26 protein-coding genes and 1 pseudogene are annotated in these 26,574 nt (G+C 72.1%); 22 read left to right on the forward strand and 5 right to left on the reverse strand.

Annotated features, from left to right (window positions below; translation table 11 throughout):
• Window positions 1-121: 121 nt before the first annotated feature.
• The 8 genes from EIM47_RS00665 (at window position 122) to EIM47_RS00700 (ending at window position 9,388) form a co-directional block, all read left to right on the forward strand.
• Complete coding sequence (locus tag EIM47_RS00665) at window positions 122-1,432, forward strand: D-amino acid dehydrogenase (protein WP_125075800.1); 1,311 nt, start codon at window positions 122-124, stop codon at window positions 1,430-1,432.
• Between the two features lie 50 nt (window positions 1,433-1,482).
• The gene (gene alr, locus EIM47_RS00670; protein WP_125075801.1) at window positions 1,483-2,553 is read left to right on the forward strand and encodes an alanine racemase; all 1,071 of its coding nucleotides are present in this window, start codon (window positions 1,483-1,485) and stop codon (window positions 2,551-2,553) included.
• Between the two features lie 386 nt (window positions 2,554-2,939).
• Window positions 2,940-3,986, forward strand: a complete 1,047-nt coding sequence (locus EIM47_RS00675) for a class I SAM-dependent methyltransferase (RefSeq protein WP_125075802.1) — start codon at window positions 2,940-2,942, stop codon at window positions 3,984-3,986.
• A gap of 8 nt (window positions 3,987-3,994) precedes the next feature.
• Entirely contained in the window at window positions 3,995-4,705 is a 711-nt protein-coding gene (locus EIM47_RS00680; protein WP_028914457.1) for a pseudouridine synthase, read from the forward strand.
• Window positions 4,702-5,406 carry an HAD family phosphatase gene (locus tag EIM47_RS00685; RefSeq protein ID WP_125075803.1) on the forward strand — a complete coding sequence of 235 codons (705 nt, stop codon included), beginning with the start codon at window positions 4,702-4,704 and terminating at the stop codon, window positions 5,404-5,406. Before EIM47_RS00680 ends, EIM47_RS00685 begins: the two co-directional genes overlap by 4 nt.
• 66 nt (window positions 5,407-5,472) lie before the next feature.
• Window positions 5,473-5,868, forward strand: coding sequence for a DUF2946 family protein (locus tag EIM47_RS00690; RefSeq protein ID WP_019398200.1), 396 nt, complete (start codon window positions 5,473-5,475; stop codon window positions 5,866-5,868).
• A gap of 103 nt (window positions 5,869-5,971) precedes the next feature.
• Window positions 5,972-8,101 carry a TonB-dependent receptor gene (locus EIM47_RS00695; protein ID WP_240626114.1) on the forward strand — a complete coding sequence of 710 codons (2,130 nt, stop codon included), beginning with the start codon at window positions 5,972-5,974 and terminating at the stop codon, window positions 8,099-8,101.
• A gap of 9 nt (window positions 8,102-8,110) precedes the next feature.
• Entirely contained in the window at window positions 8,111-9,388 is a 1,278-nt protein-coding gene (locus tag EIM47_RS00700; protein ID WP_028914459.1) for a sialidase family protein, read from the forward strand.
• A 7-nt stretch (window positions 9,389-9,395) separates the two neighbouring features.
• Here the strand turns inward: EIM47_RS00700 and EIM47_RS00705 are convergent.
• The 3 genes and pseudogenes from EIM47_RS00705 to EIM47_RS00715 form a co-directional block, all read right to left on the reverse strand.
• A pseudogene (locus tag EIM47_RS00705) lies at window positions 9,396-10,202 on the reverse strand (SDR family oxidoreductase).
• Window positions 10,203-10,272: 70 nt separating this feature from the next.
• On the reverse strand, window positions 10,273-10,863 hold the full coding sequence (locus EIM47_RS00710) for a DUF1415 domain-containing protein (RefSeq protein WP_240626116.1): 591 nt from the start codon (window positions 10,861-10,863) through the stop codon (window positions 10,273-10,275).
• Entirely contained in the window at window positions 10,856-11,338 is a 483-nt protein-coding gene (locus EIM47_RS00715) for a YajQ family cyclic di-GMP-binding protein (protein ID WP_019398205.1), read from the reverse strand. The genes EIM47_RS00710 and EIM47_RS00715 overlap by 8 nt, the downstream gene beginning before the upstream one ends.
• An 86-nt stretch (window positions 11,339-11,424) precedes the next feature.
• Between EIM47_RS00715 and EIM47_RS00720 the strand changes: the two genes are divergently transcribed.
• From EIM47_RS00720 to EIM47_RS00745, 6 genes are all read left to right on the forward strand, one after another.
• The gene (locus EIM47_RS00720) at window positions 11,425-12,324 is read left to right on the forward strand and encodes a DMT family transporter (RefSeq protein ID WP_125075805.1); all 900 of its coding nucleotides are present in this window, start codon (window positions 11,425-11,427) and stop codon (window positions 12,322-12,324) included.
• Between the two features lie 106 nt (window positions 12,325-12,430).
• Entirely contained in the window at window positions 12,431-13,438 is a 1,008-nt protein-coding gene (locus EIM47_RS00725; protein ID WP_125076089.1) for a methionine ABC transporter ATP-binding protein, read from the forward strand.
• Window positions 13,435-14,136 (forward strand): methionine ABC transporter permease, encoded by a 702-nt coding sequence (locus EIM47_RS00730; RefSeq protein ID WP_028914465.1) that lies wholly within the window; start codon window positions 13,435-13,437, stop codon window positions 14,134-14,136. The genes EIM47_RS00725 and EIM47_RS00730 overlap by 4 nt, the downstream gene beginning before the upstream one ends.
• Before the next feature lie 36 nt (window positions 14,137-14,172).
• Window positions 14,173-14,979, forward strand: coding sequence for a MetQ/NlpA family ABC transporter substrate-binding protein (locus EIM47_RS00735; protein ID WP_019398209.1), 807 nt, complete (start codon window positions 14,173-14,175; stop codon window positions 14,977-14,979).
• 9 nt (window positions 14,980-14,988) lie between these two features.
• Window positions 14,989-15,540 (forward strand): hypothetical protein, encoded by a 552-nt coding sequence (locus tag EIM47_RS00740; RefSeq protein WP_125075806.1) that lies wholly within the window; start codon window positions 14,989-14,991, stop codon window positions 15,538-15,540.
• A 48-nt stretch (window positions 15,541-15,588) separates the two neighbouring features.
• Window positions 15,589-16,362: a YiiX/YebB-like N1pC/P60 family cysteine hydrolase gene (locus EIM47_RS00745; RefSeq protein ID WP_019398211.1), complete on the forward strand. Its 774-nt coding sequence runs from the start codon at window positions 15,589-15,591 to the stop codon at window positions 16,360-16,362.
• A 57-nt stretch (window positions 16,363-16,419) separates the two neighbouring features.
• Here the strand turns inward: EIM47_RS00745 and EIM47_RS00750 are convergent, their stop codons facing one another.
• Window positions 16,420-17,040 carry an OmpW family outer membrane protein gene (locus EIM47_RS00750; RefSeq protein WP_125075807.1) on the reverse strand — a complete coding sequence of 207 codons (621 nt, stop codon included), beginning with the start codon at window positions 17,038-17,040 and terminating at the stop codon, window positions 16,420-16,422.
• A 385-nt stretch (window positions 17,041-17,425) separates the two neighbouring features.
• Between EIM47_RS00750 and aceF the strand changes: the two genes are divergently transcribed.
• Both aceF and lpdA read left to right on the forward strand, forming a co-directional pair.
• Entirely contained in the window at window positions 17,426-18,835 is a 1,410-nt protein-coding gene (gene aceF, locus EIM47_RS00755; protein WP_125075808.1) for a dihydrolipoyllysine-residue acetyltransferase, read from the forward strand.
• A 10-nt stretch (window positions 18,836-18,845) separates the two neighbouring features.
• Window positions 18,846-20,954 carry a dihydrolipoyl dehydrogenase gene (gene lpdA / locus EIM47_RS00760; protein ID WP_125075809.1) on the forward strand — a complete coding sequence of 703 codons (2,109 nt, stop codon included), beginning with the start codon at window positions 18,846-18,848 and terminating at the stop codon, window positions 20,952-20,954.
• A 78-nt stretch (window positions 20,955-21,032) separates the two neighbouring features.
• On the opposite strand, the gene EIM47_RS00765 is transcribed toward lpdA, so the two are convergent.
• Window positions 21,033-21,857, reverse strand: a complete 825-nt coding sequence (locus EIM47_RS00765; protein WP_019398215.1) for a hypothetical protein — start codon at window positions 21,855-21,857, stop codon at window positions 21,033-21,035.
• Between the two features lie 346 nt (window positions 21,858-22,203).
• On the opposite strand from EIM47_RS00765, the gene EIM47_RS00770 reads away from it, so the two are divergent.
• From EIM47_RS00770 to atpA, 6 genes are all read left to right on the forward strand, one after another.
• Window positions 22,204-22,572 carry a hypothetical protein gene (locus EIM47_RS00770; RefSeq protein WP_233581615.1) on the forward strand — a complete coding sequence of 123 codons (369 nt, stop codon included), beginning with the start codon at window positions 22,204-22,206 and terminating at the stop codon, window positions 22,570-22,572.
• A 72-nt stretch (window positions 22,573-22,644) separates the two neighbouring features.
• A complete protein-coding gene (gene atpB, locus EIM47_RS00775; protein ID WP_125075810.1) occupies window positions 22,645-23,442 on the forward strand; it encodes a F0F1 ATP synthase subunit A in 798 nt (265 codons plus the stop codon).
• Between the two features lie 69 nt (window positions 23,443-23,511).
• On the forward strand, window positions 23,512-23,793 hold the full coding sequence (gene atpE, locus EIM47_RS00780; RefSeq protein WP_013534007.1) for a F0F1 ATP synthase subunit C: 282 nt from the start codon (window positions 23,512-23,514) through the stop codon (window positions 23,791-23,793).
• Window positions 23,794-23,915: 122 nt separating this feature from the next.
• A complete protein-coding gene (locus EIM47_RS00785; RefSeq protein WP_019398218.1) occupies window positions 23,916-24,386 on the forward strand; it encodes a F0F1 ATP synthase subunit B in 471 nt (156 codons plus the stop codon).
• A 1-nt stretch (window position 24,387) separates the two neighbouring features.
• The gene (locus EIM47_RS00790) at window positions 24,388-24,915 is read left to right on the forward strand and encodes a F0F1 ATP synthase subunit delta (protein ID WP_125075811.1); all 528 of its coding nucleotides are present in this window, start codon (window positions 24,388-24,390) and stop codon (window positions 24,913-24,915) included.
• A 75-nt stretch (window positions 24,916-24,990) separates the two neighbouring features.
• Window positions 24,991-26,538, forward strand: a complete 1,548-nt coding sequence (gene atpA / locus EIM47_RS00795; protein WP_028914470.1) for a F0F1 ATP synthase subunit alpha — start codon at window positions 24,991-24,993, stop codon at window positions 26,536-26,538.
• The last annotated feature ends 36 nt before the right edge of the window (window positions 26,539-26,574 follow it).

Consider the following 26,574-nt stretch of genomic DNA (forward strand, 5'->3'; position numbering starts at 1 on the left):
AGTGCAAAGGCCGGCTGGCGGGAAGAAAAACAGAAAATAATCCTGGAATCGTGGCGGTAGTATGCGCGCATTCCATGGCTCCGGCGCTTCGGGGCAGTGAAAGCTCCTGACGGAGGGTGCGATGCAGCGGGTCCTGGTTCTTGGCAGTGGCGTGATTGGCGTGGCCAGCGCGTGGTATCTGGCGCGCGCCGGCTTCGAGGTGGCCGTGGTCGACCGCGAGCCGGGCCCGGCGCGCGGCGCCAGCTTCGCCAACGCCGGACAGATCTCGCCGGGCTATGCCTCGCCCTGGGCGGCGCCGGGCGTGCCGCTGAAGGCGATCAAGTGGCTGTTCCAGGAACACGCCCCGCTGGCGATCCGCCTGACCTCCGACCCGGCGCAGTACCGCTGGCTGTGGCAGATGCTGCGCAACTGCACCGCCGGCCGCTACGCGGTGAACAAGGAGCGCATGGTGCGGCTGGCCGAGTACAGCCGCGACTGCATGGACGAGCTGGCGCGCGAGACCGGGCTGAGCTGGGAAGGCCGCAAGCTGGGCACCACCCAGCTGTTCCGCACCCAGGCCCAGCTGGACGCCGCGGCGCGCGACATCGCGGTGCTGGAGCAGGCCGGCGTGCCCTACGAGGTGCTGGACCGCGCCGGCATCGCCCGCGTGGAGCCGGCGCTGGCCGCCGCCTCCGGCCTGCTGGTGGGCGGCCTGCGCCTGCCCGGCGACCAGACCGGCGACTGCCAGCTGTTCAGCGAGCGCCTGGCCGCGCTGGCCGCGGCGCAGGGCGTGGAGTTCCGCTACGGCGCGACCATCGAGGCGATCGAGTCCGATGGCGAGCGCGTCACCGGCGTGCGCATCGACGGCCGCGTCGAGACCGCCGACCGCTACGTGCTGGCGCTGGGCAGCTGGTCGCCGCAGCTGCTGCGGCCGCTGGGCATCGACCTGCCGGTGTACCCGCTCAAGGGCTACTCGCTGACCATCCCGATCACCGATCCGGAGATGGCGCCGACCTCGACCATCCTCGACGAGACCTACAAGATCGCCATTACCCGCTTCGACCAACGCATCCGTGTCGGCGGCATGGCCGAGGTGGCCGGCTTCGACCTGCGCCTGGATCCGCGCCGGCGCGCGACCCTGGAGAAGGTGGTCAACGATCTCTACCCGCGTGGCGGCGACCTGTCCCGGGCCACGTTCTGGACCGGCCTGCGCCCGGCCACGCCCGACGGCACCCCGGTGGTGGGCGAGACCCGCCTGCGCAACCTGTACCTCAACACCGGCCACGGCACCCTGGGCTGGACCATGGCCTGCGGTTCCGGCCGCTACCTGGCCGACGTGATCGCGCGCCAGCCCACCGGCATCCGCCGCGAGGGCCTGGACATCTCGCGCTACGGCCGCGGCGGCGCGCGCGGCGACGGCAAGGGCCCGGTTCCGGCGACAATGTCGCCCTGATCCGGCGCGCATCCGCACACCGCTTCCCCGTTCCGCTGCCCCTGCCTGCCATGCGTCCCGCCCGCGCCCTGATCGACCTTTCCGCCCTGCGCCACAACTACCGCCTGGCACGCAGCCTCGGCGGCGGGCGCGCGCTGGCGGTGGTCAAGGCTGATGCCTACGGCCATGGCGCGGTGCGCTGCGCCGCGGCGCTGGAGCCGGAGGCCGACGGCTTCGCGGTGGCCTGCATCGAGGAGGCGCTGGTCCTGCGCGAGGCCGGGATCCGCAAGCCGATCCTGCTGCTGGAGGGCTTCTTCGAGGCTTCCGAACTGCCGCTGCTGCTGCAGCACGACCTGTGGTGCGTGGTCCACGCACCCTGGCAGGTGGAGGCGCTGGAGCGCACGCCGCTGCCGGCGCCGCTGACGGTGTGGCTGAAGCTGGACTCGGGCATGCACCGCGTGGGTATCGGCGCCGACGACTACGCCGCCACGTGGCGCCGGCTGGAGGCGCTGCCGCACGTGCGCGTGGCGGTGAAGATGAGCCATTTCGCGCGCGCCGATGAACTGGACTGCGCGCGCACCCGCGAGCAGCTGGACACCTTCGCCCGCGCCACCGCCGGGCTGCCGGGCCAGACCAGCATCTGCAACTCGCCGGCGCTGCTGGGCTGGCCGCAGGCACGCGGCGACTGGGCGCGCCCGGGCCTGATGCTGTACGGCGTCTCGCCGTTCGCCCAGGACCACGACCTGGCCGCGCAGCTGCGCCCGGTGATGACCCTGGAGTCGAAGGTGATCGCGGTGCGCGAGCTGCCCGCGGGCGAACCGGTGGGTTACGGCGCGCGCTTCGTCACCGAGGCGCCCACCCGGGTGGGTGTGGTGGCGATGGGCTATGCCGACGGCTACCCGCAGTTCGCGGTCAACGGCACCCCGGTGGCGATCGATGGCCGCCCCGGGCGCCTCGTCGGCCGGGTGTCGATGGACATGCTCACCGTGGACCTGACCGACCACCCGCACGCCGGGGTCGGCAGCGTGGTCGAGCTGTGGGGCAGCCGGGTGCCGGCCGCGCAGGTGGTGGCGCACAGCCAGACCAGCAGCTACCGCCTGCTGTGCGCGGTCAAGCGCGTGCCGCTGCAGTACCAGGACTGAGCCCGCGCGGGCGCGGCGCGCAGGCCATCCTCCCGCGGGATGGGCCCGGCGCGCGGACTACTTGATGCAGCGGCCGGTGCCGCCACGTTTTCCGGCCAGCCCCGCGGGGCTGGCTTTTTCATGTGCCGGCGGGTGTCCGCCATGCACGGAAGAAGACGGACAGCCGGGCCATGGAGGGGAGGAGCGGCCCGGCTGTCCTTGGGGGAAATCAGGCCGGGATGGACACGCCGGCCAGGCGCGCGGCATACAGCGCCGCGCCGTAGCCATGACGCCGCGTAACCCGGGCCAGCCTCCCCCGCGGAGGCTGGCCTTCTTTTTTTGCCCGCGCACCGGCCGCTGCGGCGACTGGCGGATAATGGCCGGCCCCGCCGCCCGTTCCCGACCGCGTGAGCACCGAAGACGAACCCCTCAAGGCCCTGCTGCTGCCGTTCGACGGCGGCGTCCTGCCGTGGCCGCAGGGCCGCGTGCTGTTCCTGCGTGGGCGCGACGGCTGGCCGCTGCGCCGCCACGACCTTTCGCGCCTGCGCTGCGAGCAGGGCTCGCGGCCGCTGGCCGACGCGCTGCAGCGCGCCGGGATCGACGCGGTCCCGGAACTGCCCGCCGACGAGCCGGCGGCGGCGCTGGTGCTGGTGCTGCCGCCGCGCCAGCGCGAGGAGGCGCGCGCCCTGCTGGCACGCGCCGTGGACCTGGCCGCGCCCGGCGCGCGCGTGGTGGCCGCCGCGGCCAACGACGAAGGCGCGCGCTCGCGGGAAAAGGACCTGCAGCAGCTGGCCGGGCTGGACGGCAACCTGGCCAAGTTCCACTGCCGCGTGTTCTGGACCCCGCCGTTGCAGGGGCCGCGCGACGCCGCGCTGGCCGCGCAGTGGCGCGGCGGCGACGCGGTGCGGCCGCTGCCGGGCGGGCGCTTCCACAGCCGCCCCGGCGTGTTCGCCTGGGACCGGATCGACGCCGCCTCGGCGCTGCTGGCCACGCACCTGCCGGCCGACCTGCGCGGGCGCGGCGCCGACCTCGGCGCCGGCTGGGGCTACCTCGCCGCCGAGGTGCTGGAACGCGCCCCGGGCGTGACCGCGCTGGACCTGTACGAGGTCGAGTTCCGCGCGCTGGAGCTGGCGCGCCGCAACCTTGCCGGGGCGCGCATCGCGCCGGGCTTCCACTGGCACGACGTCACCGCCGGGCTGGCCCGGGGCGGCTACGACTTCATCGTCAGCAACCCGCCGTTCCACGCCCACGACCGCGGCGACCGCCCGGAACTGGGCCAGCGATTCATCGAGGTGGCGGCGCGGGCGCTGCGTCCCGGCGGGCGCCTGCTGCTGGTGGCCAACCGCCACCTGCCGTACGAGGGCACCCTGGCGCAGGCGTTCGGCCAGCGCAGGGTGCTGGCCGAAGCCGGGGGATTCAAGGTGATCGAGGCAACCAAGGGAGCGTCGCGTTGAGCAAGTCGATGAAGCTGGTCAAGCACCTGGCCAACCTGGGCTACGGCAGCCGCAAGGAGGTGGCCTGGATGTTCCGCGAGGGCCGCGTCACCGACGCCAATGGCGAGGTGCTGTATCAGGACGACCCGCTGGACCACGACAACGTGCGCGTGGACGGGCAGCCGCTGGACCCGCCGCCGGGCCTGGTGCTGATGCTGCACAAGCCGGCCGGCTACACCTGCTCGACCAAGGACCCGGGCCGCATCGTCTACGACCTGCTGCCGCCGCGCTTCCGCCTGCGCAACCCGGTGCTGTCCACCGTCGGACGGCTGGACCGCGACACCACCGGGCTGCTGCTGATGACCGACGATGGCCAGCTGCTGCACCGGATCGTCTCGCCGAAGTCGAAGCTGGCCAAGGTCTACGAGGCCGGGCTGGCCGAGGACCTGCGCGGCGACGAGGCGCAGCTGTTCGCCAGCGGCACCCTGGTGCTGGAAGGCGAGGACACGCCGCTGCTGCCGGCGCGCCTGGAGGTGCTGGGCCCGCGCCGCGCGCGCCTGGTCCTGCACGAGGGCCGCTACCACCAGGTGCGGCGCATGTTCGCCGCCGCCGGCAACCGGGTGCTGGCACTGCACCGGCCGCAGGTGGGCGGGCTGGAGCTGGGCGGGTTGCCGGAAGGACAGTGGCGCCAGCTCGGCCAGGCCGACCTCGACGCGCTGTTCGCCGGAGCGGGCGCGTGAGCGCCGGCGCGGGCCTGGCCCCGCTGCCATTCGCCCCGGAGGCGGTGCTGTTCGACATGGACGGGCTGATGCTGGACAGCGAGCGCGCCATCACCCGCTGCTACGCGCGCGCCGCCGCCGCGCTCGGCCACGACCTGCCCGAGGACTACTGGCTGCAGATGGTCGGCACCGGCGATGCCGCCTGCCGCGCGATGCTGGTCGAGCGCCTGGGCCAGGCCCAGGCCGATGCGTTGCTGCAGCGCTCCGGCGCCGAGTACAGCGCCATGGTCGATGCCGGCATCCCGCACCGTCCCGGCATCCTCGCCCTGCTGCAGTGGCTGCAGGAGCGCGGCGTCCCGCGCGCGGTCGCCACCTCCACCCGCAACCCGCTGGCCAGCCACAAGCTGCGCCAGGCCGGCCTGCTGCCGTACTTCCCGGTGGTCTGCACCGCCTCGGACGTGGCCCATCCCAAGCCGGCGCCGGACGTGTACCTGCTGGCCGCCAGCCGCCTGGGCGTGGAGCCGGCGCGCTGCCTGGTGCTGGAGGACTCGCCCGCCGGCGTGCGCGCCGCGCTGGCCGCGGGCATGACCCCGATCCAGGTCCCGGACCTGGTGGCGCCGGACGCGGCCACCCGCGCCCTGGGCCACCGCATCGCCGCCTCGCTGGAGCAGGTGCTGCCGCTGCTGCAGGCGGTGTTCGACCCGGCGGCGGCGGCGGACTGAGCGCCGCCGCGCGGCTGGGACCATCTGTCACTGGCCGTGCGCGCCCCTTTGTCTAGAATCCGGCCCATGCTGCGCGCCTCCCGCCTCCACCGGCTCCTGGCCCCGCTGGCCCTGCTGGCGGGGCTGTTGCTGGCGTTGGCGCCGGTGGCCGGGCGCGTGCTGGCCGCCGGCGGCCCGCAGCTGCTGGCCGGCTGGTCCGAGTTGTGCACCGCCGAAGGCCTGCAGCTGGCGCCCAGCGAGGCCCGCGATGCCGACGGCGCACCGCTGGCGCCGGCCAGCCTCCATGGCGACGCCGACTGCCCCTACTGCCCGCTGGCTGCCTCGCTGGCGCTGCCGGCGACGGCGACCGCGACCGTGCCCGGCCTGGCCCCGGCCACGCCTCCCGCCCGGCGTGCCAGCCCGCGGCGCCGCTTCCGCCGCCTCCACGGTCCCGGCAGCCGTGGACCGCCGCTCCAGGCCTGAACCGCGAACCGTCCCGCGCGGCCACGCCGCGCGTTCCCGCGTCCTGGAGCCCAACATGCCCTGCCACCGCCTGCCGCCAACCGCGGCACGCCGGACCGTGGCCATGCCCGCGGTCCTGCTTCTCCTGTCCCCGATCCCGATCGTGCATGCCGGCCAGGCGCCGGCCACCACCACCCTCGATGCCGTGCAGGTCAGCGGCCGCGCCGGGCCGCTGCAGGCGCCGGCCGGCAGCGCCTCGCGCCTGGGGCTGGACGTGCTCGACACCCCGGCCGCAGTCACCGTGGTCGAACGCGACACCCTGGACGCACGCGGCGTGCGCACCACCCAGGAAGCCCTGGCCGCGGTGCCCGGCCTGACCGCCGCCGCTCCGCCCGGGCAAGGCAACAACGTGGCCTGGCGCGGCTTCTCCGGCAGCCAGGTCAGCCAGCTGTTCAACGGCATCGACGTGCAGTACGCCAGCATCGCCGCGCGTCCGGTGGATGCCTGGCAGTACGAGCGGATCGAGGCCATCGGTGGCCCTTCCAGTTTCCTGCATGGCGTGGGCGCCGTCGGCGGCGCGATCAACTACGTCACCCGCCTGGCCAGCCTCGGACACGACCAGGCGCGCTGGCGCGCGGCCTGGGGTTCGCACCGCGACGGCACCGTGGCCTTCGGCATGAACCTGCGCGATGCCGCCGCGCGCCAGGCGCTGGCGCTGGACCTGAGCGCGCGCGATGGCGACAGCTGGATCGATGCGCAGCAGCGCAGCGCGCTGGCGGCGGCCGGGTCGTGGCGGGTGCGGCTGGCGCCCGGGCTGGAGCACGTGCTGGCCCTGGAATGGCAGGACGAGGACGTGCGACGCCCGTACTGGGGAGTGCCGGGCGAGGCCACGGGCGGGCGCCTGCGGCTGGATCCGGCCCTGGCCGCGCGCAACTACAACGTCGGCGACGGCCGCTACGCCCAGGACGTGCGCTGGGTGCGCTCGCTGCTGGAATGGCAGCGCGGCGACGGCGACCGCGTGCGCAACACGGTCTACCACTACGACGCCCTGCGCGATTACCGCAACGTGGAGAGCTACCGCCTGGCGGAGGGCGGCGTGCAGCGTTCCGGCGCGCTGCTGCAGCGCCACGACCACGAGGTGTGGGGCAACCGCAGCGAATGGCTGCACGAGGGCCTGCTGGCCGGCCGCCCCGCGCGCTGGGCCGTGGGCGCGGAGGCGGCGTGGAACCGGCAGACCCGCTTCCCGCTGTCGCTGCCGGGCGTGGTCGACACCGTGCCGGTGGACGCGGTGGCGCCGGGCCGCTTCCTCGACGTGCCGGGCGCGGAACTGGCTTACCGACCGGACCGCAGCAACCGCCTGCGCAGCCAGGCGGTGTATGCCGAGAACCTCACCACCCTGGGCGCCGGCGTGTCGCTGCTGGCCGCGCTGCGCCACGAACGCCTGCAGCTGGAGGTGCGCAACCACCGCGCGCCCGGCCCCGGCAACCCCGCGCGCTTCGAGCGCCGCTACCGGCCGACCACCGGCCGCCTGGCCCTGGAATGGGCACCGGCGCCGAACGCGCGCGCCTACGTCCAGGCCAGCACCGCCGCCGACCCGCCGGCCGGCGTGCTGAGTACCGCCAGCTTCGCCCAGCTGCGCGACTTCGACCTGTCCAGCGGACGCCAGGCCGAGCTGGGTGCCAAGCTGCAGTCGGCCGACGGCCGCAGCCACGCCACCCTGGCCGTGTACCGCATCGTCCGCCGCAACCTGGCGGTGGCCGACCCGGACAACCCGGGCCAGACCCTGCCGGTGGGGCGGCAGTCCGCGCGCGGCCTGGAGCTGGCCTTCGGCTGGAAGCCGGCGCAGCGGCTGGCGCTGGACGGCAACCTGGCCTGGGTGGATGCGCGCCTGGACGCGTTCACCGAGACCGTCGCCGGCCAGGCGGTCTCGCGCGCGGGCAACCGCCCGCCCAACATCCCGGCGCGGGTGGGCAACCTGTGGCTGGACTGGCAGCTGCAGCCGCGCTGGGCGCTGGGTGCCGGCCTGCGTGCGGTATCGGCGCGCCAGGCCGACGCGGCCAACAGCCTGCGCGTGCCTGGCTACGCCACCTGGGACGCGCACCTGCGCTGGCGCGCCGGCGTGCGCACCGAACTGACCCTGCGCGGGCGCAATCTTGGCGACCGCCGCTACATTGCCCAGGCACTGGGCGGGCAGATGGCCTGGCCGGGCGATCCGCGCAGCTGGGAACTGGTCCTGCACCAGGCCTTCGACTGAGGACAGCGCATGCATACGCCATCGCCATCCAGCCACTGGCGCGCCACCGTCGCGGCGCTGCTGCTGCCGCTGCTGCTGGCTGCCTGCGGCCGCGACACGGAAACGCCGGTCCGGCCGCTGCAGGCGCAGCCGTGGACCCTGCCGGCGCCGCCCGGCGCGGCCCAGCCGGACCTGGTGCGGGCGCCGGACGGGCGCCTGCTGCTGAGCTGGCTGGAACCAGCCGGCGACGGCCACCGCCTGCGGCTGGCCAGTACCCGCCCTGGCGCGGACTGGGAACCCACGCGCACCATCGCCGAAGGCAGCGACTGGTTCGTGAACTGGGCCGACACCCCGCACGTGTACGCCCTGGGCGACGGCTCGTTGTGGGCGCACTGGTTGCGCAATACCGGTCCGTCGCGCATGGACTACGGCATCGTGCTGGCGCGCTCCGGCGACGACGGCCGCAGCTGGACGCCGGCCGCCGCGGTGCATCCGGGCGGCAGCCGCGGCGACCACGGCTTCGTCAGCTTCTGGGAACAGGGCCAGGGCCAGCTTGGCATCGCCTGGCTCGACAGCCGGCAGAAGGCGGCCGCGGCCGGCGGCGGACACGACGGCCATGACGGCGACGGCCACCACGGCGGCGCGGCAATGATGCTGCGCGCCGCCGTGCATGGCGCCGATGGCGCGCAGCTGCGCGAATGGCCGCTGGATGCCTCCACCTGCGACTGCTGTCCCACCGCCGCCGCGCGCAGCGGCAAGGGCGTGGTCGTGGTCTACCGCGGGCGCGGCGCGGGCGAGATCCGCGACATCCGCATCGTGCGCTTCGACGGCCAGGCGTGGACGCCGCCGCGGCCGGTGCATGCCGATGGCTGGCACTTCGCCGGCTGCCCGGTCAACGGCCCGGCGGTGGCGGCCCAGGGCCCGCGGGTGTGGGTGGCCTGGTACACCGAGGCCGGCGGCTGGCCGGAGTTGCGCGCGGCGGTGTCGCAGGACGGCGGCGACAGCTTCGCCGCGCCGGTGACCCTGGTGCGCGGGCCGCAGCTGCTGGGCCGGGTGGCCGTGGCCGCCGCCGACGACCAGCTCTACGCGGCGTGGCTGGAGGAACTCCCCGAAGGCCTGCAACTGCTGCGCCTGATGCGCTACACGGCCGACCTGCGGCGCGGGGAGATGCAGGTCGTGGCCACCTTCCCGGCGCGCGGCCGCGCCAGCGGCATGCCCCGCATGCAGGTGGCCGACGGCGCCGCCTGGCTGGTGTGGACCGAGGTGGTGGACGGCACCCCGGCGCTGCGCGGCGCGGTCGCGCGCTGAAGCGCGCTCAGGCGTACTGCATCTTGCGGGTCATGCCGCCGTCGACGCTGAATTCCTGCCCGGTGGTGAAGCCGGACAGCGCCGGCGCCAGCAGGTAGACCGCCAGCGCGGCGATGTCTTCCGGGGTACCGACGCGCCCGGCCGGATGCTGGGCGTGGTCGCGGCGCGACAGCTTCGGCCGGCGCCGGCGTGCGGGTGCCTGCCAGGCCTCGGTGGCGATCCAGCCAGGGCTGATGCAGTTCACCCGCACCCGCGGGCCTTCGCTGAGTGCCAGCGCGTGGGTCAGCGCGACCAGTCCGCCCTTGGCCGCGGCGTAGGCCTCGCTGTGCGGCTCGGACTGGTGGGCACGGGTGGAGGCGATGTTGACGATGGCGCCGCCGCCGGGCGCCTGGCGCAGCGCGGGCAGGGCATGGCGGCTGCACAGGAAGGCGCCGTGCAGGCTGGACAGGCGCCGGTTCCACCCGGCGAAATCCAGCGCTTCCAGCGGCGGCACCTACGGATCGGGCAGGCCGGCGTTGTTGACCAGGCCGTCGATGCGGCCGAAGCGCTCCAGCGCCGCGGCCACGAACGCCGCGGTGCTGCGCTCGCTGGCCACGTCCAGGCGGCGGAACATGGCCCGCCCCGGGACGCCCCATTCGCGCAGGCAGGCGCGGCCGGCTGTGGCGTCGAGGTCGCCGATGGCCACGCAGCCGCCGGCGCCCAGCACCGCCTGGGCGATGCCGCGGCCGATGCCCTGGGCGCCGCCGGTGACCAGGACCACGCGGTCCCGTAGCGGCGCGGGATCCCAGGGCTGGACGGGAGGGACGATCGGCATGGCGTGGCTCCGTTGCGGCTGCAGTGTGGCGTGCGCGGCGTGCAGGCGCGGTCGCCGCGCGCCGGCGCGCTCAGCCGGCCTCGTCCGCGAACAGCCTGCGCCAGCCCTCGTGGCCGAGCTTGCGCAGGGTGGCGTAGTTGCGCTCCACGATCACGTCCGGGTCCGGGTAGGCCTCCACCGCGCGGGCCACGCTGTCCTCGCGCAGCAGGTGCAGGGTCGGGTAGGGCGCGCGGTTGGAGTAGTTCTCGATGTCGTCCGGGCGGCTGTCGGCGAACTGGTAGTCCGGGTGGAAGCTGGCCACCTGCAGCACGCCGTCCAGCTCCAGCGCCTCGACCAGGGCGTCGGCCTGGTCGAGGAAGTCGTTGTAGTCGAGGAAGTCGCCCAGCACCAGCGGGTGCACCAGCAGGGTGGTGTCGACCTGTTCGGCCGGGGTGTCGCGCAGCAGCACCAGCTCCTCGCCCAGCTGCTCCAGCAGCTGCTCCGGCGTGGTCGCGTCGCTGGCGACGAAGCGCACCTGCTCCTTGACGTACACCGCCTTGGCGAACGGGCACAGGTTCAGGCCGATCACGGACCGCTCCAGCCAGCGCCGGGTATCGGCCAGGACCCTGGCCTCGTCCAGCGCGGCGTCCCCGCCGGGGTTGCCGATGGCCGGATCAGTCACGGAAGTTCTCGAACTGCAGCGGGATGCCGAAATCGCCCTTGCGCAGCAGGGCGATGGCCTCCTGCAGGTCGTCGCGCTTCTTGCCGTTGACCCGCAGCTTCTCGCCGTTGATCTGGCTGTCGACCTTGAGCTTGGCGTCCTTGAGCGCGGCCTGGATCTTCTTGGCCGTCTCGCGCTCGATGCCCTGCTTCACGGTGACCTTCTGCCGCGCGCCGGCCAGGTTGGTCTCGATGTCGCCGAACTCCAGGCAGCGGATGTCGATGCCGCGCGCGGTCATGCGCTGGCGCAGGATGTCGGTCATCTGCCCGAGCTGGAAATCGCTGGGCGCGGACTGGCTGATCACGTTGTCCTCCAGCACGAACTTCGCGTCCACGCCCTTGAAGTCGAAGCGGGTGGTCAGTTCGCGGCTGGCCTGGTCGACGGCGTTGGTCAGCTCGTGGGTGTCCACTTCGGACACGATGTCGAAGGAAGGCATCGGGGGGCTCCTTGTGCGGATGCGCACATTCTAGGCGGTGCCCGCGCCGGCGCGCGCATCGGCGCGCGTGCGCGGATAATGCGTGCATGCCCCCACGTCCCCGCTCGAACCTGGCGGCCGCCGCCTGGATGGTCGCCGCCATCGCCTGCTTCTCGCTGATGGACACGGCGATGAAGCTGCTCTCGGCCCGCTACCCGCCGCTGCAGGTGACCCTGCTGCGCGGCGCCGCCTCGCTGCCGTTCGTGCTGGCCTGGGTGATGGCCACCGCCGGCCCGCGCTCGATCCTGCCGGTGCGCTGGGGCCTGCACCTGCTGCGCGGCGCGCTGGGCATGGCCATGATCGGCTGCTTCGTGTTCGCGCTCAAGCGCATGCCGCTGTCCACCGCGTACACGATCTACTTCGTCGCGCCGCTGCTGGTGGCGGCGCTGTCGGTGCCGCTGCTGGGCGAGAAGGTGGGGCCGCGGCGCTGGACCGCCATCGGCATCGGCCTGGTCGGCGTGGTGGTGGTGCTGCGCCCGGGCGCAGGCGGCTTCGCGTCGCTGCCGGGGCTGATGGTGCTGCTGGCGGCCACCGCCTACGCGATCGCCGCGGTCACCGTGAGCCTGCTGACCCGCACCGACACGCCGCAGTCGATGGTGGTCTGGTTCCTGGCGATCATGGCCGTCGGCGCGGGGCTGGCGGCGATCCCGGGCTGGGTGCCGCTGCAGCGCGGCGATGCGCCGCTGATCCTGGGCCTGGGCCTGGCCGGGGCGCTGGGGCAGGTCGCGCTGACCGCGGCGTTCATGCGCGGCGACGCCTCGCTGGTGGCGCCGCTGGAGTACACCGGCCTGGTCTGGGTGATCGGCTGGGACTGGCTGTTCTGGCGCACCCTGCCGGACGCGGTGACCTGGATTGGCGCGGCCATCATCATGGGCAGCGGCCTGTACCTGCTGCGCCGCGAGCGCACGGTCGGCGCCGCGCGCAGCGCGCCGCTGGACCATTCCTGAGCCGGCCGGGACGCTGCGGGGCGCGGCTGGAACGCCGCGCCACGCCACCGGGGCACGGCAGCTGCTAGGCTTGCCGGCCCGCGCGTCGATGCCCTTCCGCTCCCCCGTGATCCGGTTCCAGCAGGTCCACAAGTCCTACGCCGTGGGTGGCCGCCAGGTCGCCGCCCTGCATCCGCTCGACCTGGAGATCCGGGCCGGCGAGGTGTTCGGCATCATCGGCCACTCCGGCGCCGGCAAGTCCACCCTGATCCGCCTGATCAACCGCCTGGAGGCGCCCAGTGGCGGCCAGCTGTGGGTCGATGGCCAGGACGTGGCGGCGCTGGACGGCGAGGGCCTGCGCGCGCTGCGCCGGCGCGTGGGCATGATCTTCCAGCACTTCAACCTGCTGTCCTCGCGCACGGTGGCGCAGAACGTGGCCTTCCCGCTGGAACTGGCCGGCGAGCCGCGCGCGCGCATCGACGCGCGGGTGGCGGAACTGCTGGAGCGCGTCGGCCTGGCCGAGCACGCGAACAAGTATCCGGCGCAACTTTCCGGCGGGCAGAAGCAGCGCGTGGGCATCGCCCGCGCCCTGGCCACCGGGCCGAAGATCCTGCTGTGCGACGAGGCCACCAGCGCGCTGGATCCGCAGACCACCGCCTCGGTGCTGTCCCTGCTGGCCGGGATCAACCGCGAGCTGGGCCTGACCGTCGTCCTGATCACCCACGAGATGGACGTGATCCGCCGCGTCTGCGACCGCGTGGCCGTGCTCGATGCCGGGCGCCTGGTCGAGAGCGGCCCGGTCACCGAGGTGTTCCTGCACCCGCAGCATCCGACCACGCGCCGCTTCGTGTCCGAGGCCGAGCACGTGGACGAGCATGGGTTGCATGCCGACTTCGCCGCGGTGGAAGGGCGCATCCTGCGCCTGACCTTCCTCGGCGCCGATACCTACGCGCCGCTGCTGGGCCGCATCGCGCGCCAGTGCGGCGTGGACTACAACATCCTGTCCGGCCGCATCGACCGCATCCGCGACACGCCCTACGGGCAGCTGGTCGTGGCCCTGGTCGGCGGCGACGCCGACGCCGCGCAGCAGGCGTTCGCGGCGGCCGGCGTCACCGTGGAGGTGCTGCGCGCATGAGCACGTTTGCCCTGGTCGCCGCCGCGGACGGCTTCTTCCGCAACCTGGACGCCGGCAAGTGGGCCGAGATCGGCCAGGCCACGCTGGATACCCTGGCCATGCTCGGCGGCGCGCTGCCGCTGACCCTGCTGGCCGGCCTGCCGCTGGGCGTGCTGCTGTTCCTGTGCGGCCCGCGCCAGCTGCACGAGCGCCGCGGGCTGTACGCGGTGCTGTCGCTGGTGGTGAACATCCTGCGCTCGGTGCCCTTCATCATCCTGATGATCGCGATGATCCCGCTGACCCTGGCGGTGATGGGCACCTCGCTGGGCGTGCGCGGCGCGATCCTGCCGCTGGTGGTGGGCGCGGCGCCGTTCTACGCGCGCCTGGTGGAGACCGCGCTGCGCGAGGTCGACCGCGGCGTGATCGAGGCGACCCTGGCGATGGGCGCCACCACCTGGCAGCTGGTGTGGCGGGTGCTGCTGCCGGAGGCGCGGCCCGGGCTGGTCGCCGGCGCCACCGTCACCACCATCGCCCTGGTCGGCTTCACCGCCATGGGCGGCGCGATCGGCTCCGGCGGCCTGGGCGACCTGGCCTTCCGCGACGGCTACCAGCGCTCGCACACCGACGTGGCCCTGGTCACGGTGGTGCTGCTGCTGGTGCTGGTGCAGCTGGTGCAGATGCTGGGCGACCGCCTGGTGGCCCGCTACAGCCGCCGCTGAGCCGTATCCTTCCCCCAACCCACACGGACTCCCCCCATGCGCGCCATCCTCCTGCCCCTCCTGCTTGCCGCCAGCACCGTGCTTGCCGGTTGCGGCGGCGGCTCCGGTTCCGCCGCCGGCGGCGACCAGACCCTCCGCGTGGCCGCCACCGCGGTGCCGCACGCGGAGATCCTGGCGGTGGTCAAGCCGATGCTGGAGAAGGAGGGTGTGCGCCTGCAGGTGCGGGTGTTCAACGACTACGTGCAGCCCAACGACCAGGTCGCGCAGAAGCACATCGACGTCAACTACTTCCAGACCGAACCCTACCTGCAGGCCTACAACCAGGGCCGCGGCACCGACCTGGTGGCCGTCGCCGGCGTGCACATCGAGCCGTTCGGCGCCTACTCGCGCCGCCACGCCTCGCTGGAGGCGCTGCCGGCCGGCGCCGACGTGGCCATCCCCAACGATCCGAGCAACAACTCGCGCGCGCTGATCCTGCTGCACACCGCCGGCGTGATCACCCTGGCCGACCCGACCAACGCCCTGGCGACCCAGCGCGACATCACCGCCAACCCCAAGGGCCTGAAGTTCCGCGAGCTGGATTCGGCGATGCTGCCGCGCATCCTCGACCAGGTCGACCTGGCCCTGATCAACACCAACTACGCGCTGGACGCCGGGCTGGACCCCACCCGCGACGCGCTGGCGATCGAGGGCAGCGATTCGCCCTACGTGAACTTCCTGGTCGCGCGCCCGGACAACCGCGACGATCCGCGGGTGCAGGCGCTGGCGCGCGCGCTGACCAGCCCCGAGGTCAGGGACTTCATCCAGCGCAGGTACAAGGGCGCGGTGCTGCCGGCGTTCTGAGCCGCGCCCGTGCCGCTGCTGCTGGCCCTCGTCGCCGCCCTGGCGCTGTTCCTGGCCCTGCTGCCGGTGGCGCTGGCGCTGCGCATCCGCGGCGCGTTCAATACCCGCCGCCAGGCCTGGCTGCTGCCATTGCGGCTGGCCTGGTGGTCGAGCCTGCTGTCGGCGGTGCTGTTCGCGCTGGCCGCGCTGCTGGCGGGCTTGTTCTGGCGCAACGTGTGGACGTACGTGCCGTTGGCGGCGTTGGCCGGCATCGTGCTGGGCCTGCTCGCCACCACCCGCGTGCGCTTCGTCGAAACCACCGCGGGCCTGTTCTACCGCACCAGCCCGGTGCTGTCGGTCGGCCTGCTGGCGCTGGTCCTGGTGCGGCTGGTGGCTGGCCTGGTGCAGGGTTTGCGCGTGGCCTTCGGTGATGCCACCTGGCCGGAGTCGGGCTGGCTCAGCCATGCCGGGATGATGGCGGTCGGCGGCCTGCTGCTGGGCTATGCCCTGGTGATGACCCGTTACCTCTACATGCGTACCGCGGCGTACAGGCGCGACGGCGGGGTCCTGCGCCGGCCCTGAGCGGCCGGCGTCGGTTAGCCTTGGCCGGTCCACCCGGGGAGGAACACGATGGTGTTGCAGTGGATCGGAAGGCGCCTGGCGCGGTTCCTGGCGCGGCCGCGTCCGGGCCGCGCGCGCGGTCCCAGCAGTCGCCTGGAGCTGGTCGCGGCCAGCCTGCGCCGCGGCGACGTGCTGCTGGTCGAAGGCACCAGCCGCTTCTCCAGCGCGATCAAGTACCTCACCCAGTCGACCTGGTCGCACGCGGCGCTGTGCCTGGGCGTGCCGGAGGGCGGCGACCAGCCCTGGTTCGTGGACGTGGACGTCAACGACGGCGTGCGCACGGTGCCGCTGTCGGAGTTCGCCGGCCTGCACCTGCGCATCTGCCGCCCGGTGGGCCTGGGCGCGGCCGAGATCGACGCGGTGGCCGGCTACATGCTGCAGCGGCTGGGCTACAGCTACGACCTGAAGAACATCCTCGACCTGGCGCGTTACCTCATCCGCCAGCCGCCGCTGCCGGACCCGCTCAAGCGGCGCATGCTGGCGCTGGGCAGCGGCGAGCCGACCAGGGCGATCTGCTCGACCCTGCTGGCCCAGGCCTTCGGCTCGATCGGCTATCCGATCCTGCCGGAGATCGAGGTGCTGGAGGCGGCCGGTCCCGGCGGGCGCTTCGCCCGCGAGGAAGTGCTGCACATCCGCCACCACAGCCTGTACACCCCGCGCGACTTCGATGTCTCGCCGTTCTTCCGCATCGTCAAGCCGCGGCTGGAGGCCGGCTTCGACTACCGCCGCCTGGTGTGGGCGCCGCCGCCGGTGGTGGACGCGCCGCTGGAGCCGGCGCGCTGACGCAAAAAAGGACGGGCCCGCGGGCCCGTCCTGTCGCCGTGTCGTGCGGCGGGAGCGTTAGAAGCGCGCGCCGATGCCGACGCCGACGGTCCACGGGTCGAGCTTGAGCTCCTGCCCGGTGCCGGCGCCGTCGATGCGGACTTCCGGGCGCGAGTGCATGTAGCGCACGTCGGTGCGCGCGAACCAGGTCTCGTTGATGTTCATGTCCACGCCGACGGTGCCGATCGCGCCCTTGGCGGTCTCCAGGCCGACCACGCCGCCCAGGCCGGCGACTTCCTCGTCGCTGAAGTTGGACTCGTAGTAGCCCAGGCCGACGAACGGGCGGAAGGTCTGCCCGGCCTGGCCGAAGTGCCACTGGCCGCTCAGTGCGATCGGCTGCTGCTCGACCGTGCCCAGCTTGCCCAGGTCCTTGTCGCGCACGCGGTGGTCGAACTTGTCGGCCGCGCCCCACAGCTCCACCGCGAAGTTCTCGGTGGCGTACCAGCTGGCGCTCAGGGTCGGGGCCGGGCCACCGTCGACCTTCAGGTTGTTGCCCGGATCGGAGGGCTCGATGTGGGCGATGCCGCCAACCACGGCGAAGCGCTTGTCCGCGGCGGTGGAAGAGGCGTCCTGGGCGAAGGCCGGGGCAGCGGCCAGGACGGGGACGAGGGCGAGGGTCAGGATTCGAATGGACCGCATGGGGGAGTCTCCTTTGTTGTTCTAGGCGCCCTTGGAGTGGGCACGACCGAACGTAGGAGCACGGGGATGAACCAAACCCTGCCGCACGTGGCGCGTCGTGCGTGGCGTTCAGGCAAACCGCCGCAGGCCGCGCCGTTGCTTGCCCGCCGGCGCGGACCGGGTTCATCCACGTCGGCGCGGCGTGGAAGGTGGGCGAGGGGCGGGTGAGCGTGATGCGCCGGTGAGGGCGGGTGCACCCTGCGCTTGCGTATGGTCACCGTTGCAACCGTAGCGCCTGAAAGCGGCCTTCAATGTTCCCGCAGCGCGACAGTGGCGGAGGTTGGCGGGTGGGGCGCGGACGGACACAATAGGGGTCTTTCCCCACGTACAACGCCGGAGCCCTGGCATGGCCGAAATCAAGGAAGCGCGCGTCCCCGACATCGGGGATTACAGCGACGTCCCCGTCATCGAAGTCCTGGTCGCCGTTGGCGACACCGTGAACCAGGACCAGGGCCTGGTGACCCTGGAGTCGGACAAGGCGACGCTGGAAGTGCCTTCTCCCTACGCCGGCGTGGTCAAGGAACTGAAGGTCAAGCTTGGCGACAAGCTGTCCGAGGGCAGCGTCGTGGCCCTGATCGAGGTCGCCGAAGGCGGCAGCGCGCCGGCCCCCGCCGCCGCGCCGAAGGCCGAGGCCGCCCCGGCCGCGCCGCAGACCCCGGCCGCCTCGGTCAAGACCGCCGAGACCGGCGAGCGCATCGAGCCGGTGGCCGTGCCCGAAAAGGCCGACAACCTCGCCCAGCGCGACATCGGCCAGGCCCAGCTGCAGCAGCCGTCCGGCCCGCGCACCCCGCCGGTGGAGTTCAACGCCGACAGCGTGCTGCCGGAGAAGGTGCCGTATGCCACCCCGGCGGTGCGCCTGTTCGCGCGCGAGCTGGGCGTGGACCTGGCCCAGGTCAGCGGCAGCGCCCGCGGCGGCCGCATCACCCGGGAAGACGTGCAGCGCTACGTCAAGTCGGCGCTGGCCGGCGGCGCCGCGGCGTCCGCTCCGGGCGGCGTTGCCACCGGTGGCGGCCTCAACCTGCTGCCGTGGCCGAAGGTGGACTTCAGCAAGTTCGGCGAGATCGAGACCAAGCCGCTGTCGCGGATCAAGAAGATCTCCGGCGCCAACCTCGCCCGCAACTGGGCGATGATCCCGCACGTCACCCAGTTCGACCAGGCCGACATCACCGACCTGGAAGAGCTGCGCGTGCAGCTCAACAAGGAGCAGGAGAAGGCCAAGTCCGGCATCAAGCTGACCATGCTGGCGTTCCTGCTGAAGGCCTCGGTCGCCGCGCTGAAGCAGTTCCCCGAGTTCAACGCCTCGCTGGACGAGTCCGGCGAGAACCTGACCCTCAAGAAGTACTTCCACATCGGCTTCGCCGCCGACACGCCCAACGGCCTGGTCGTGCCGGTGATCCGCGACGTCGACAGGAAGGGCGTGCTGCAGATCGCCCAGGAAATGGGCGAGCTGGCGAAGAAGGCGCGCGAGGGCAAGCTGGGCCCGGCCGAGATGACCGGCGGCTGCTTCTCGATCAGCTCGCTGGGCGGCATCGGCGGCACCGCGTTCACCCCGATCATCAACGCGCCGGAGGTGGCGATCCTGGGCGTGTCCAAGTCCAGCTTCCAGCCGGTGTGGGACGGCAAGCAGTTCCAGCCGCGGCTGATGCTGCCGCTGTCGCTGAGCTACGACCACCGCGTGATCGACGGCGCCGCCGCCGCGCGCTTCACCAGCTACCTGGCCCAGGTCCTCGCGGACATGCGCCGCGTGCTGCTGTAACGGAGGGCACATGGCGAACACGATCGAAGTGAAGGTCCCGGACATCGGCGACTACAAGGACGTGCCGGTCATCGAGGTGCTGGTCGCCGTCGGCGACACGGTGAAGAAGGACCAGGGCCTGGTCACGCTGGAGTCGGACAAGGCCACCCTGGAAGTGCCGTCCTCGGCCGAGGGCGTGGTCAAGGAAGTGAAGGCCAAGGTCGGCGACAGGCTGTCCGAGGGCAGCGTGGTCGTGGTGCTGGAAGCCGCCGGTGCCGCCGCGGCGGAGGCGCCGAAGGCGGCCGCCCCGGCTGCCGCCGCGCCCGCGCCTGCTCCGGCCGCTCCCGCCGCGGGTGGCGGTGCGGTCGAGGTCAAGGTTCCGGACATCGGCGACTACAAGGACGTGCCGGTCATCGAGGTGCTGGTCGCCGTCGGCGACACGGTGAAGAAGGACCAGGGCCTGGTGACGCTGGAATCGGACAAGGCCACCCTGGAGGTGCCGTCCTCGGCCGACGGCGTGGTCAAGGAAGTGAAGGTCAAGGTCGGCGACAGGCTGTCCGAGGGCGACGTCGTGGTGGTGCTGGAAGCCGCGGGCGCGGCCGCCGCGCCGGCCCCGGTGGCGCCGGGCAGCAAGCCGCCGGTGACCCCGTCGCACCGCGCCCCGGCCGAGCCCCCGGCGCCGAAGCCGGCGCTGGCCACCGGCCGCCCGGCCGACATCGAATGCCGCATGGTCGTGCTCGGCTCCGGCCCCGGCGGCTACACCGCCGCGTTCCGCGCCGCCGACCTGGGCCTGGATACGGTGCTGGTCGAGCGCTATTCCAGCCTCGGCGGCGTGTGCCTCAACGTCGGCTGCATCCCGTCCAAGGCGCTGCTGCACTCGGCCGCGATCATCGAGGAGGCCGCGCACGCCGGCGAGTGCGGCATCGAGTTCCCGGCGCCGAAGATCCACCTGGACAAGCTGCGCGAGTACAAGGAGAAGGTCGTCGGCCAGCTGACCAAGGGCCTGGCCGGCATGGCCAGGCAGCGCAAGGTGCGCGTGGTCCAGGGCGTGGGCAAGTTCGTCTCGCCCAACGAGCTGGAGATCACCGGCGCCGACGGCAAGGTCCAGCTGCTGCGCTTCGAGCAGTGCATCATCGCCGCCGGGTCGCAGGCGGTGAAGCTGCCGAACTTCCCGTGGGACGACCCGCGGATCATGGATTCGACCGACGCGCTGGAACTGGCCGAGGTGCCGAAGAGGCTGCTGGTCGTCGGCGGCGGCATCATCGGCCTGGAAATGGCCACCGTGTACAGCGCCCTGGGCGCCAAGGTCACCGTGGTCGAGTTCATGGACCAGCTGATGCCGGGCGCCGACAAGGACCTGGTCAAGCCGCTGGCCGACCGCCTGAAGAAGCAGGGCATCGAGGTGCACCTGAAGACCAAGGCGGCCGGCGTGAAGGCCGACAAGAAGGGCATCACCGTGACCTTCGAATCGGCCGTGGAAGGCCAGAAGCCGGAGCTGGAGTCGGGCACCTGGGACCGCGTGCTGGTCGCCGTCGGCCGCGCGCCGAACGGCAAGAAGATCGACGCGGAAAAGGCCGGCGTGCAGGTCACCGAGCGCGGCTTCATCCCGGTCGACCGGCAGATGCGCACCAACGTGCCGCACATCTTCGCCATCGGCGACATCGTCGGTAACCCGATGCTGGCGCACAAGGCCACGCACGAGGGCAAGCTGGCCGCGGAAGTGGCCGCTGGCGAGAAGAAGGAGTGGGTGGCGCGGGTGATCCCGTCGGTGGCCTACACCAGCCCGGAAATCGCCTGGGTGGGCGTGACGGAGACCGAGGCCAAGGCCAAGGGGTTGCAGGTCGGCGTCGGCAAGTTCCCGTGGGCGGCCAGCGGCCGCGCCATCGGCATCGGACGCACCGAGGGCTTCACCAAGCTCATCTTCGACGAGGCCACCCACCGCATCATCGGCGCGGGCATCGTCGGCGTGCATGCCGGCGACCTGGTCTCCGAACTGGCGCTGGCGATCGAGATGGGCGCCGAGGCCGGCGACATCGGCCACACCATCCACCCGCACCCGACCCTGGGCGAGACGGTGGCGATGGCGGCCGAGGTATACGAGGGCACGATCACCGACCTGTACATCCCGAAGAAGAAGTAAGCCGGCGCCGCTGGCACCGCAACGAAGAACCCCGGCCTGCGCCGGGGTTCTTCGTTTCCGCAGGTGTCGCGGGGTGGTTCAGAACGCCAGGGTCACGCCCACCACCGGGCCCTTGAAGCGCTGGTCCCAGCCGGCCAGGCCGTCGCGCATGCCGTCGCCGGAGACCGTGCGCTTGACGTCCAGGCGGTACCACTCGTAGCCGGCGAACAGGCCGAAGTTGTCGGTGAAGCGGTACTCGGCCACGGCGTTGGCGCGGGTGATGCTGCCGTCGTAGTCGCCGAAATCGCCCCAGTCCGCGTCCAGGTACTGGCCCTGCAGGTTCAGCAGCCAGCGCTCGCCCGGGCGCGCGGTCAGGCGCACGCCGACCACCGGGGCGTAGCCGTCCTCGCTGGTGTCGTCGCTCCAGCGGTCCTCGCCGGCCTCCGCCACCAGGGTGGCCTTGGCCTTGGCCCACTCGGCGCCGATCTGCAGGCCCAGGCTGAAGGAATCGGTCTGCACCACCGAGTAGTCGTACAGCAGGCTGGCCAGCTGGAAGTCCAGCGTGGCCTCGGCGTAGCTGCCGGCGGGGATGGTGATGTCGTCGTAGGAGAGGTTCTCGCCGAGGGTCTCGCGGCGGCTCTTGTCGTAGTTGAAGTAGTCGAACACCAGGCGCTGGCGCTCGGACAGGCGGAACACGCCGTCGATGCGCGGCACCCACTCGTCGCTGCCGAAGTCGAAGCCCTGGGAGAAGCGGTACGGCTCGCCCATGAAGGTGGTGGAGGCCGACAGCTCGGTCTCGGCGGCGGCGCTCATCGCACCCACGCGCAGGGTGAAGCGGTCGCCGCGCGCGTCCTGGGCGGCGGCGGTGCCGGCGCAGGCCAGCAGGGCGGTGGCAAGCAGGGCGGGGGCGGGGTGGAAGCGCATCGGGTCGGGCTCTCGTGGGAGGAGGGGCCGCCACTATGCGGGCGCGTGCGGTCCACAACCCGTGAGCCCGGCGCACAGGCCGGGTGAAGGCGGGCCACCCTACCAAAGCAGGCCCCTACCAAAGACGAAGGCCCCGGTGGGGACGGGGCCTTGGCGGCGACGGATCGACGAGGTACTCCGCGGCTGCAGGGGCTTACGACCGGGATTTTCCCGGCAAGTTCCCGCCCGGGGGCCGTGACTTGCGTCGGTTGTCCCGCAAATTGTCCCGCTGCTATACTTTTGCGGCTCAACGGGCGCATCTGCTGCAGTGCAGCCTGCTTCCGCCTCCCCTCACAGGTACCGTCGCGTGATCAATTCCGTTGCCGCAGCCCGGCGACAGGCCGTTCGCGCGATTGCCTGGCAGGCGATGGCGACGCTGCTGACCGCGCTGGCCTGCCTCTGGCAGGGCTGGAAGGCGGGCGCGGCGGCGCTGGTGGGCGGGGCTGCGGTGCTGCTGGGCGGCTGGATCGCGGCCCGCATCGGACTGGGCGGCGGCATCACCGGGGCGGTTCCGGCGATGGCGCGGCTGCTGGCAGGGATGCTGGCCAAGTGGTTCGTCCTGGTCGCCGTGATGGTGATCGGGGTGGTCGCCCTGGGATTGCCCCCGCTGCCGATGCTGGTGGCGGCGGCGGTCTCGCTGGTGGCGCAGGTACTGGCCATGGCGCGACATCCCTGAACGGCTCAGGCCGACGGGGCCGTTATACCGCAACACACAACTCCAGGTCGTTAGCACAGGAAGATCGGACCTATGGCGGGCGAGGCGGAACTTACCCCTACCAGCTACATCCAGCACCACCTGCACAACCTGACGGCGCACGTCGGCGAGGGCAGCTTCTGGACGATTCACGTCGACACGCTGGTGACCTCGGTCCTGATGGGCCTGCTGATGGTCTTCCTGTTCTGGCTGGCCACCCGCAAGCCGACGTCCGGCGTGCCGGGCAAGTGGCAGGCCTTCGTCGAGATCTGCCTTGAATTCGTGGACCACCAGGCCCGCGACACCTACCACGGGACCAGCAAGCTGGTGACGCCGATCGCGATCACCCTGTTCTTCTGGATCCTGCTGATGAACCTGCTGAAGATGATCCCGGCGGACTTCATCGTGCAGCCGCTGCACGCGCTGGGCGTCTCCTCGTGGAAGCCGGTGCCGACCGCCGACGTCAACGCCACCCTCGGCATGTCGATCAGCGTGTTCTTCCTGATGCTGTTCTTCGCGCTGCGCGCCAAGGGCCTGGGCCACTTCACCGCCGAGTTCCTGACCGCGCCGTTCGGCAAGTGGATGATGCCGTTCAACCTCATCCTCAACATCGTCGAATGGCTCAGCAAGCCGATCTCGCTGGCGATGCGACTGTTCGGCAACATGTTCGGCGGCGAGATCGTGTTCCTGCTGATCTGGGTGCTCGGCGGCGCCGGCCTGCTGGGCATGCTCGGCGGCGCGGTCTTCGGCTTCGGCTGGATGATCTTCCACCTGCTGGTGATCCCGCTGCAGGCCTTCATCTTCATGATGCTGTCGATCGTGTACCTGAGCCTGTCCGAAGACAGCCACTGATTTCCCCCATTCGCTTCACCCTTCGTTCCCACCGTTTCACCAACTCAGCTATCCGTTCCGGAGAAAACCATGGAAACCGCACTGACCGCCCTCGCTTCCGTCCAGGCTTCGACCGTTCTGGCCATCGGCATCATGATCGGCCTGGCCGCGCTGGGCGCCGGCCTGGGCCTGGCCATCATGGCTGGCAAGTTCCTGGAATCGGCCGCCCGCCAGCCGGAACTGATCCCGGTGCTGCAGGTCCGCATGTTCATCACCGCCGGCCTGATCGACGCCGCGTTCATCATCTCGGTCGCCGTGGGCCTGCTGTTCGCCTTCGCCAGCCCGTTCCTGGTCGGCGGCCTGGCCCCGTAACTGCCGGATCGTTCGATTCGACGGGTCTGCCGCCGGTCCGCTTCGCGGGAACCGGCGGCGGCATGTAGGCAGCCTCGCGGCGTCCGCGCCGCAGGCTCCCTGAGCACAGGCAGAGCGTACCAATGAACCTCAATCTGACTCTTTTCGCCCAGGCGCTGGCCTTCGCAGGCCTGATCTGGCTGGTCGCCACCAAGATCTGGCCGCCGCTGCTCAAGGCCCTGGAAGAGCGCCAGCAGAAGATCGCCGAGGGCCTGGCCGCGGCCGACCGCAGCCAGAAGGACCTCGCCCAGGCGCAGGACAAGGTCAACGAGCTGCTGAAGGAAGCCCGCGCCAAGGCCAACGAGATCATCGACCAGGCCCACGCGCGCGCCAACCAGATCGTCGACGCGGCCCGCGAGGAGGCCATCGTCGAGGCCAACCGCCAGAAGGCGCTGGCCCAGGCGGAGATCGAGGCTTCGGCCAACCGCGCCCGCGAGGAGCTGCGCAAGCAGGTCTCCCTGCTGGCGGTGAGCGGCGCCGAGAAGCTGCTGCAGCGCGAGATCGACGCCAACGCGCACAAGGCGCTGCTGGACGAACTGGCGGCCGAGATCTGACATGAGCCAGGCGCTGACCCTCGCACGTCCCTATGCCCGCGCCGCCTTCGGCGCGGCCCGCGACCAGGGCCGCCTGGACGCCTGGTCGCAGGCGCTGGCGTTCTCGGCGCAGGTCGCTGCCGACCCGCGCGTGGCCACGCTGCTGCTCAACCCGGAACTGGGCGACGAGGCGGCCATCGCGCTGCTGGCGCCGCAGGACGCCGACGACAGCTTCCGCCGCTTCCTGGCGGTGCTGGCCGAGGCCGGCCGGCTGCCGCTGCTGGCCGAGATCGCCGGCCTGTTCGAGCAGCTGCGCGCCGAGGAACAGCGCGTGGTGCGGGCCAAGGTCACCTCCGCCACCGAGCTTTCGGCCGAGGAGCTGGAGAAGATCCGCGCCGCGCTGCGCCGCCGCTTCGGCCGCGAGGTCGAGCTGCAGCAGGCGGTGGACGCCAGCCTGATCGGCGGCGCCGTGATCGACACCGGCGACGTGGTCATCGACGGCTCGCTCAAGGGCAAGCTGGCGCGCCTGCAGACCGCCCTGGCGGGCTGACGGACGCCGCACCCAGACAGTTCACTTTTCAGGTCGCGACCCGGGATGCCGGCGAGCGACTCCAAGGAAACCAACATGGCTACCACGCTCAACCCCTCCGAAATCAGCGACCTGATCAAGTCCCGCATCGAGCAGGTCAAGCTCTCGGCCGAGGCCCGCAACGAGGGCACGGTGACCAGCGTGTCCGACGGCATCGTGCGCATCTTCGGCCTGGCCGACGTGATGCAGGGCGAAATGATCGAGCTGCCGGGCAACACCTACGCGCTGGCCCTGAACCTGGAGCGCGACTCGGTCGGCGCCGTGGTCCTGGGCGACTACGAGCACCTGCGCGAGGGCGACGTGGCCAAGACCACCGGCCGCATCCTCGAAGTGCCGGTCGGCCCGGAGCTGCTGGGCCGCGTGGTCAACGCCCTGGGCGAGCCGATCGACGGCAAGGGCCCGATCAACGCCAAGCTGACCGCCCCGGTCGAGCGCGTGGCCCCGGGCGTGATCTGGCGCAAGTCGGTCGACCAGCCGGTGCAGACCGGCTACAAGTCGGTGGACGCCATGATCCCGATCGGCCGCGGCCAGCGCGAGCTGATCATCGGCGACCGCCAGACCGGCAAGACCGCGATGGCGATCGACGCGGTCATCAACCAGAAGAACACCGGCATCAAGTGCGTGTACGTGGCGATCGGCCAGAAGGCCTCGACCGTCGCCAACATCGTGCGCAAGCTGGAGGAGAACGGCGCGCTGGAGCACACCATCGTGGTCGCCGCCACCGCCTCCGAGTCGGCCGCCATGCAGTACATCTCGGCCTACGCCGGCTGCACCATGGGCGAGTACTTCATGGACCGCGGCCAGGACGCCCTGATCGTCTACGACGACCTGTCCAAGCAGGCCGTGGCCTACCGCCAGATCTCGCTGCTGCTGCGCCGCCCGCCGGGCCGCGAGGCGTACCCGGGCGACGTGTTCTACCTGCACTCGCGCCTGCTGGAGCGCGCCGCGCGCGTCTCGGCCGAGTACGTGGAGAAGTTCACCAACGGCGAGGTCAAGGGCAAGACCGGCTCGCTGACCGCGCTGCCGATCATCGAGACCCAGGCCGGCGACGTGTCCGCGTTCGTGCCGACCAACGTGATCTCGATCACCGACGGCCAGATCTTCCTGGAAACCGACCTGTTCAACGCCGGCATCCGCCCGGCCGTGAACGCCGGTATCTCGGTGTCGCGCGTCGGCGGCGCCGCCCAGACCAAGATCATCAAGAAGCTGTCCGGCGGCATCCGCATCGCCCTGGCCCAGTACCGCGAGCTGGCGGCGTTCGCCCAGTTCGCCTCCGACCTGGACGAGGCCACCCGCAAGCAGCTGGAGCGCGGCCAGCGCGTGACCGAGCTGATGAAGCAGAAGCAGTACGCGCCGATGCCGATCGCGCTGCAGGCCCTGTCCATCTACGCGGTCAACGAGGGCTACCTGGACGACGTCCCGGTCAACAAGATCGGCGCCTTCGAGGAAGGCCTGCACGCCCACTTCATCAACACCGCCGGCGAGCTGGTCGAGCGCATCAACAACACCGGTGCCTGGGACGACGAGATCGAGGCGGCGTTCAAGAAGGGCATCGAGGAGTTCAAGACCACGGGCTCCTACTGAGTCCGTGGGATTTGGGATTCGAGATTCGGGATTCGT

Source organism: Pseudoxanthomonas sp. SGT-18 (genome assembly GCF_003931645.1).
In the GTDB taxonomy this organism is placed as follows: domain Bacteria; phylum Pseudomonadota; class Gammaproteobacteria; order Xanthomonadales; family Xanthomonadaceae; genus Pseudoxanthomonas.

Bases quoted from the DNA above. Each gene is read 5' to 3' on its own strand.
- EIM47_RS00785 (WP_019398218.1), top strand. From the start codon at position 23,916: ATGAACCTCAATCTGACTCTTTTCGCCCAGGCGCTGGCCTTCGCAGGC.
- EIM47_RS00750 (WP_125075807.1), bottom strand. From the start codon at position 17,040: ATGCGGTCCATTCGAATCCTGACCCTCGCCCTCGTCCCCGTCCTGGCC.
- EIM47_RS00695 (WP_240626114.1), top strand. From the start codon at position 5,972: ATGCCCGCGGTCCTGCTTCTCCTGTCCCCGATCCCGATCGTGCATGCC.
- aceF (WP_125075808.1), top strand. From the start codon at position 17,426: ATGGCCGAAATCAAGGAAGCGCGCGTCCCCGACATCGGGGATTACAGC.
- EIM47_RS00715 (WP_019398205.1), bottom strand. From the start codon at position 11,338: ATGCCTTCCTTCGACATCGTGTCCGAAGTGGACACCCACGAGCTGACC.
- EIM47_RS00720 (WP_125075805.1), top strand. From the start codon at position 11,425: ATGCCCCCACGTCCCCGCTCGAACCTGGCGGCCGCCGCCTGGATGGTC.
- EIM47_RS00690 (WP_019398200.1), top strand. From the start codon at position 5,473: ATGCTGCGCGCCTCCCGCCTCCACCGGCTCCTGGCCCCGCTGGCCCTG.
- atpE (WP_013534007.1), top strand. From the start codon at position 23,512: ATGGAAACCGCACTGACCGCCCTCGCTTCCGTCCAGGCTTCGACCGTT.
- EIM47_RS00665 (WP_125075800.1), top strand. From the start codon at position 122: ATGCAGCGGGTCCTGGTTCTTGGCAGTGGCGTGATTGGCGTGGCCAGC.
- EIM47_RS00765 (WP_019398215.1), bottom strand. From the start codon at position 21,857: ATGCGCTTCCACCCCGCCCCCGCCCTGCTTGCCACCGCCCTGCTGGCC.
- EIM47_RS00790 (WP_125075811.1), top strand. From the start codon at position 24,388: ATGAGCCAGGCGCTGACCCTCGCACGTCCCTATGCCCGCGCCGCCTTC.
- lpdA (WP_125075809.1), top strand. From the start codon at position 18,846: ATGGCGAACACGATCGAAGTGAAGGTCCCGGACATCGGCGACTACAAG.
- EIM47_RS00735 (WP_019398209.1), top strand. From the start codon at position 14,173: ATGCGCGCCATCCTCCTGCCCCTCCTGCTTGCCGCCAGCACCGTGCTT.
- EIM47_RS00745 (WP_019398211.1), top strand. From the start codon at position 15,589: ATGGTGTTGCAGTGGATCGGAAGGCGCCTGGCGCGGTTCCTGGCGCGG.
- atpA (WP_028914470.1), top strand. From the start codon at position 24,991: ATGGCTACCACGCTCAACCCCTCCGAAATCAGCGACCTGATCAAGTCC.
- alr (WP_125075801.1), top strand. From the start codon at position 1,483: ATGCGTCCCGCCCGCGCCCTGATCGACCTTTCCGCCCTGCGCCACAAC.
- atpB (WP_125075810.1), top strand. From the start codon at position 22,645: ATGGCGGGCGAGGCGGAACTTACCCCTACCAGCTACATCCAGCACCAC.
- EIM47_RS00700 (WP_028914459.1), top strand. From the start codon at position 8,111: ATGCATACGCCATCGCCATCCAGCCACTGGCGCGCCACCGTCGCGGCG.
- EIM47_RS00730 (WP_028914465.1), top strand. From the start codon at position 13,435: ATGAGCACGTTTGCCCTGGTCGCCGCCGCGGACGGCTTCTTCCGCAAC.
- EIM47_RS00680 (WP_028914457.1), top strand. From the start codon at position 3,995: ATGAAGCTGGTCAAGCACCTGGCCAACCTGGGCTACGGCAGCCGCAAG.